General features: G+C 73.2%; 5 protein-coding genes. 4 read left to right on the top strand and 1 reads right to left on the bottom strand.

What is annotated here, in order from left to right:
- A partial coding sequence (locus tag AC5LSR_RS22455) for a transporter associated domain-containing protein (RefSeq protein ID WP_250286318.1) occupies nucleotides 1–627 on the top strand: 627 nt, incomplete at its 5' end.
- A complete protein-coding gene (locus AC5LSR_RS22450; RefSeq protein WP_493468958.1) occupies nucleotides 624–1,742 on the top strand; it encodes a hemolysin family protein in 1,119 nt (372 codons plus the stop codon). The genes AC5LSR_RS22455 and AC5LSR_RS22450, both read left to right, overlap by 4 nt.
- A gap of 68 nt (nucleotides 1,743–1,810) precedes the next feature.
- On the opposite strand, the gene AC5LSR_RS22445 is transcribed toward AC5LSR_RS22450, so the two are convergent.
- Nucleotides 1,811–2,260 carry an antibiotic biosynthesis monooxygenase family protein gene (locus AC5LSR_RS22445; RefSeq protein WP_250286314.1) on the bottom strand — a complete coding sequence of 150 codons (450 nt, stop codon included), beginning with the start codon at nucleotides 2,258–2,260 and terminating at the stop codon, nucleotides 1,811–1,813.
- Between the two features lie 242 nt (nucleotides 2,261–2,502).
- Here AC5LSR_RS22445 and AC5LSR_RS22440 point away from each other — a divergent pair, with 242 nt between their 5' ends.
- A complete protein-coding gene (locus AC5LSR_RS22440) occupies nucleotides 2,503–3,639 on the top strand; it encodes an oxygenase MpaB family protein (RefSeq protein WP_250286312.1) in 1,137 nt (378 codons plus the stop codon).
- A 136-nt stretch (nucleotides 3,640–3,775) separates the two neighbouring features.
- Nucleotides 3,776–4,639 carry a hypothetical protein gene (locus AC5LSR_RS22435; RefSeq protein ID WP_493468961.1) on the top strand — a complete coding sequence of 288 codons (864 nt, stop codon included), beginning with the start codon at nucleotides 3,776–3,778 and terminating at the stop codon, nucleotides 4,637–4,639.
- The last annotated feature ends 162 nt before the right edge of the window (nucleotides 4,640–4,801 follow it).

Below are 4,801 nucleotides of genomic sequence, written 5' to 3'. Positions count from 1 at the left end.
CGCGGCAGCACACCGGTCAGCCGGCTCATGGTCGCTCCGGTGGTGGTGCCGGCATCGCTGAGCTGCGACGATCTGCTCACCACCCTGCGCGGGCACAGCCTTCAGATCGCCGTGGTCATCGACGAGTACGGCGGCACCGCCGGCGTGGTCACCCTGGAGGACCTCGTTGAGGAGCTCGTCGGCCACGTCCTGGACGAGTACGACCAGCCGGAGAGGCCCGACGCCACCGCCGGGCCGGACGGGAGCTGGTCGCTGTCCGGCCTGCTCCGCCCGGACGAGGTCGCCGACCTGACCGGTGTCCGGCTGCCCGACGGCCCGTACGAGACCGTCGCCGGCATCGTCCTGCACCGGCTCGGGCGCATCCCGCAGCCGGGTGACCAGGTCGATGTCGAAGGACATCTGCTCACCGTCGAGGAGATGGACCATCATCGCGTCAGCCGTGTCCGGCTGACGGGCTGCCCGCCCGGCCAGCCGGCCCGGACCCGCCGGAGCGGGCACACCGGCCGCCCGCCCGGCTCGCACGGTCCGGGTCCGCGTAGCCCACACGGTCCGCACGGTCCGCACGGCCCGCACGGCACCGATGACACCGGCGGCACCGACGGCCCGGGCGGGCAGGCACGGCGATGACCCTGCTCTATCTGGTCGGCACGATCTTCCTGCTGGCCGGCAACGCGTTCTTCGTCGGCGCCGAGTTCGCCGTCATCTCGGTCCGTCGCGACCAGGTCGAACCGTCCGCGGCCGAAGGCGACCAGCAGGCCCGGAGCGTCCTGACCGCGATCGGGAACCTGTCGCTGATGCTCGCCGCCTCCCAGCTCGGCATCACGATCTGCTCGCTCGGGCTCGGCGCGGTGGCCGAGCCCACGATCGCCCACCTGATCGAGGGGGGTCTGGACCGGCTCGGCGTCCCCAGCGGCTTCCACCACCCGATCGGGTTCGCGCTCGCGCTCCTGATCGTCGCCTGCCTGCACATCGTGCTCGGCGAGATGGTGCCGAAGAACATCGCGCTGGCCGGCCCCGAGCAGGCAGCCCGCTGGCTCGCGCCGCCGCTGCTCCGGTTCGCCGGCCTGACCCGCCCACTGATCGTCTTTCTCAACGCCGTCGCCAACCGATGTGTCCGGCTCGTCCGCGTCCATCCGGTGGACGAGCTGAGCACCGCCTACACCCCGGACCAGCTCGCGACGATGATCGCGGAATCCCGGCGGCAGGGCCTGCTGGAGGACACCGAGCACGAGCTGCTGACCGGCGCGCTGGAGCTGTCCGAGCGGGCCGCCGGCACCATCATGATCCCGGTCTCGGAGATCGTGACCGTCCCGTGGTCGGTGACCGCGTCCGAGCTGGAGAAGCTGGTCGCCGAGACCGGCTTCTCCCGCTTCCCGGTGCGCGCCGCCGGCGGTGGCGCCCCGGCCGGGCCGGGCCCGGTAGTCGTCGGTTTCGTGCACGCCAAGGACGTCATCGGTATCCATGGCGACGCCCGCGACGAGCCGCTGCCGCCACGCAGGCTGCGGCCGATGGCCGAGGTCCGCGCCGACCTGCCGCTGGACGAGGTCCTGCGCCTGATGCAGCGCAGCGGCTGCCATCTCGGCCGGGTACCCGGGCCGAACGGCACGACCCGCGGCGTCATCGCCCTCGAGGACGTGGTCGAGGAGTTCGTGGGCGAGATCGAGGACGCCAGCCACCGGCAGGGTGTAGGTGAGAACCTCCGTCAGGACAGCGGTTTCCACCTACAGACGCGGAAGCCGTAGGTGGAAACCGCTGTCCTGGTGACGGCTTCCACCTACGGACGGGGAGGCTTCGGGTAGCGGGACGCGGCCTACGCCTTGTCGTTCCTGGGCGCGGCCGACTGGACGACCTCGAACGACCACAGCGTGGCCGCGGCCGCGGCCGGCGCACCGGCCCCGGGATGACCAGCAGGTCCGCCGTGACCGGCCGGCGCGCCAGCCCCTGGGTGGCCACCGCCGGGGTGGCCGCCGGGGTGGCCGCCGGGGTGGCCGGCCGATGCCGGGGCACCCGCGGCGTCCGCCGCCGCCTGCGCGTGCCCGGCCTGGAAGGCGTTGGACGCCTGCCACTTCTGGAAGTCCTCCTCGCTGCGCCAGCGCGTGTAGACGAGGTAGGTGTCGGTGCCCTCCACCGGCCGCAGCAGCTCGAACCACTCGAAACCGTCCGCGGCCTCCACGATGCCGGCCCGGCCGGCGAACCGCTGCTCCAGCGTGGCCCGCAGCTCGGCCGGGACGGTCAGTGCATTGATCTTCACGACGCTCATGGGGCCACGTTAGTTCGTGGCGCCGGTCATGCGACAGCGCAACGACCCGCTCGGACCGGCGCATGTGCGCATCGCCCCGCGTTACATCACCATCTGATCACAATCTAGACACGCAGCGCACCCTGCATGCATCCATCGTAGTCAATGTGCAACCATTAGTTTCTATTTGATTCCTGAGAGTAAGAAACGGGGATGTTCAGGTGATTGATCAACGGCATCGAGCCCATGAAGTCACTGATGCCGTGACACGATCCACGCCGTGGCGGCCGGCGGCCGGCACGGGCAGTGGCGCCAACGTCAACAGCGATACCGACGGCAACCGCGGCACCAGCGACGACCACGGCACCGACAGCGGCGGCGGCACGGACAGCAACCGCGGTGCCGACAGCGGCGGCACGGACGCGGGCCCCGCACCGGATGCCGGGCTGTTCGGGCCGGCCAGTGTGACCTGGCGGGTGCACGGCGATCCGAGCATGATCGTCGCCGGTATCCGCGCGCTGCTCCTGCAGGGCGTGCACCCGCTGGCCATGGCCGGCGTCGCCCAGCACTCCGCCTACCGGGCCGACCCGTGGGGACGCCTGCTGCGTACCGCCACCTACGTCGAAACGATCACCTATGGGACGACCGCGCAGGCGCGGCAGGCCGCCGAACGGGTACGTCGCGTGCACACGCGTGTCCGTGGCACCGAGCCCACCAGTGGCCGGCCCTACCGGGCTGGCGATCCCGAACTGCTGCTGTGGGTGCATGTGAGCGAGGCCGAGTCCTTCCTCTCGACGGCCCGCCGATGCGGCCTGCGCCTCACCGACAGCCAGGCCGACGCCTACTTCGCCGAGCAGGTGCGGGCCGCCGAGCTGATCGGTATCCCGGCGGAGGACGTTCCGGACAGCCAGGCCGCGGTTGCCCACTATTTCACGCGGATGCGTCCTCACCTGCGGGTGACGCCGCAGTCCCGCGAAATGATCTCGTTCATCCTGCGGCCGCCCATGCCCCGGTGGGTGTCGCGGACCACGCCCGCGCGCCCGGCGTGGTCCGCCCTGAGCGCGATCGCCGCCGGGATGCTGCCGGGCTGGGCCCGCCGCCTCTACGGCCTGCCCGACACACCGCTGCTGGACACCGCCGCCTGCCTGGGCGCACGGGCGACACGTACCGCGCTGCTCGCGCTGCCCCGTCGGCTACGGCAGGTTCCCGAGCCGCGGGACGCCGTGATACGCCCTGCCAGGACGCGTCCTGCCAGGCCCGCGCCCGAAGCCCGGATGATCCCCCGGGACGCCCCACGGCGCCTTCTGATGACACTGCCACGCCAGCGGGCGCAGGAGAGCCAGCCGCCGCCCCAGGGCCGCCGCCGGCCCGCCCACCTGACGGTGGCGCCAGGCCGGTGACACAGGCTGGTGACACTGGCCCGACAGCGCAGCCGGGACGATATAGCAGGGGCAAAAAGTGTGTAATAAGGACAAAATGCAATAACGCCGTAGGGGGCTGTCACGGGCAGCCTGATGTGGCCTACCCTTGCCGATCGTGGCTCAACTTCCCCGGGTAGCGGTGTTCGGCGCGGGCCCGGCCGCCGGGACGGCGCTGCGCGCGCTCGTCGACTCCGGGCTGGACGCGCACCTGTTCGTGACACACGATCGCGCGGCGCGCGACGCGGGCGGCGGCCCGGCGGCGGCACCCCCCTCGTCCACCGGGGAGCCCGCCGGGGCCGGCAAGGAGCCCCCCGCAGGCAGCGGGGAGTTCCCGGACGAGCGGGGCTTCGCCGGGCGGTTCACCAGGCTCGACAGCGATGGCTACGGGATCCGCCCGGTGGACGGCGACCGTCGGCCGTTCGACGTCCGCGTCGGTGGCCAGCCGGCGACCCGCTGGGACGCCGTGGTGCTCCTCGGGGGAATCATCGCGCCTGGCGCCGGGCAGGCCGCCGAGTACCGGCCGGCCGGCCCGTCCGCCGTCCCGTCGCCGTTGTTCGGCGGCGTTTTCGACCCGGACACGGAAGGGGTGTACGGATGCGCTGTCCTGACGCACCGGTCAGGTGAGGCGAATCCCGCCCGTGGGCGTCTCTCCCGGCTGGTAGCCCCCGAGGCGATCAGCGTCACCGACAGCGTCACCGACAGTGTCCGGCTCGCCGAGGCGCAGGCCCGCTGGCTGGGCGAATACCTGCGTGGCCGCTATCTGCTGCCGCCACGGTCGGTGATGCTGGCCGCTACCGGCGCCGCCGGGGCGTCGCGGTCACCGGTCGGCGGCCCGCGCGGCCGGTGGTCACGGCCGCGCCACCGCGGCGGCGTCGACGCCTACCTGCGCTGGCTGGCCGCCGAGGTGCGCCGGGGACGCGCCCGGGCCGCCGCCGCCCGGTATCCGCTGCCCGTCCCCTCTCTGCTCACGGCGCGCTGATCCCAGGGGCCCGCGGGCCCGGAAACCCGGCGGCGGAGCGGCGGCCCACCCGGCCGCGTCCCCGCGCGGCCATCCGTGGGGCGGCGCGAGGCGCGGACGGGACGGCGGGGCACTTCCCGGTGGCGTCGGCGCGGCGGTCGCCGGGGCGGGGCGGTCGCCGGG

Source organism: Protofrankia sp. CiP1_Cm_nod4 (assembly GCF_982290645.1).
Note: the sequence above shows the minus strand (reverse complement) of the source record. Positions and strands in the feature narration are given on the sequence as shown.

Excerpts from the sequence above, each read along its gene's own strand:
- AC5LSR_RS22450 (WP_493468958.1), top strand. The coding sequence starts at position 624 with ATGACCCTGCTCTATCTGGTCGGCACGATCTTCCTGCTGGCCGGCAAC.
- AC5LSR_RS22445 (WP_250286314.1), bottom strand. The coding sequence starts at position 2,260 with ATGAGCGTCGTGAAGATCAATGCACTGACCGTCCCGGCCGAGCTGCGG.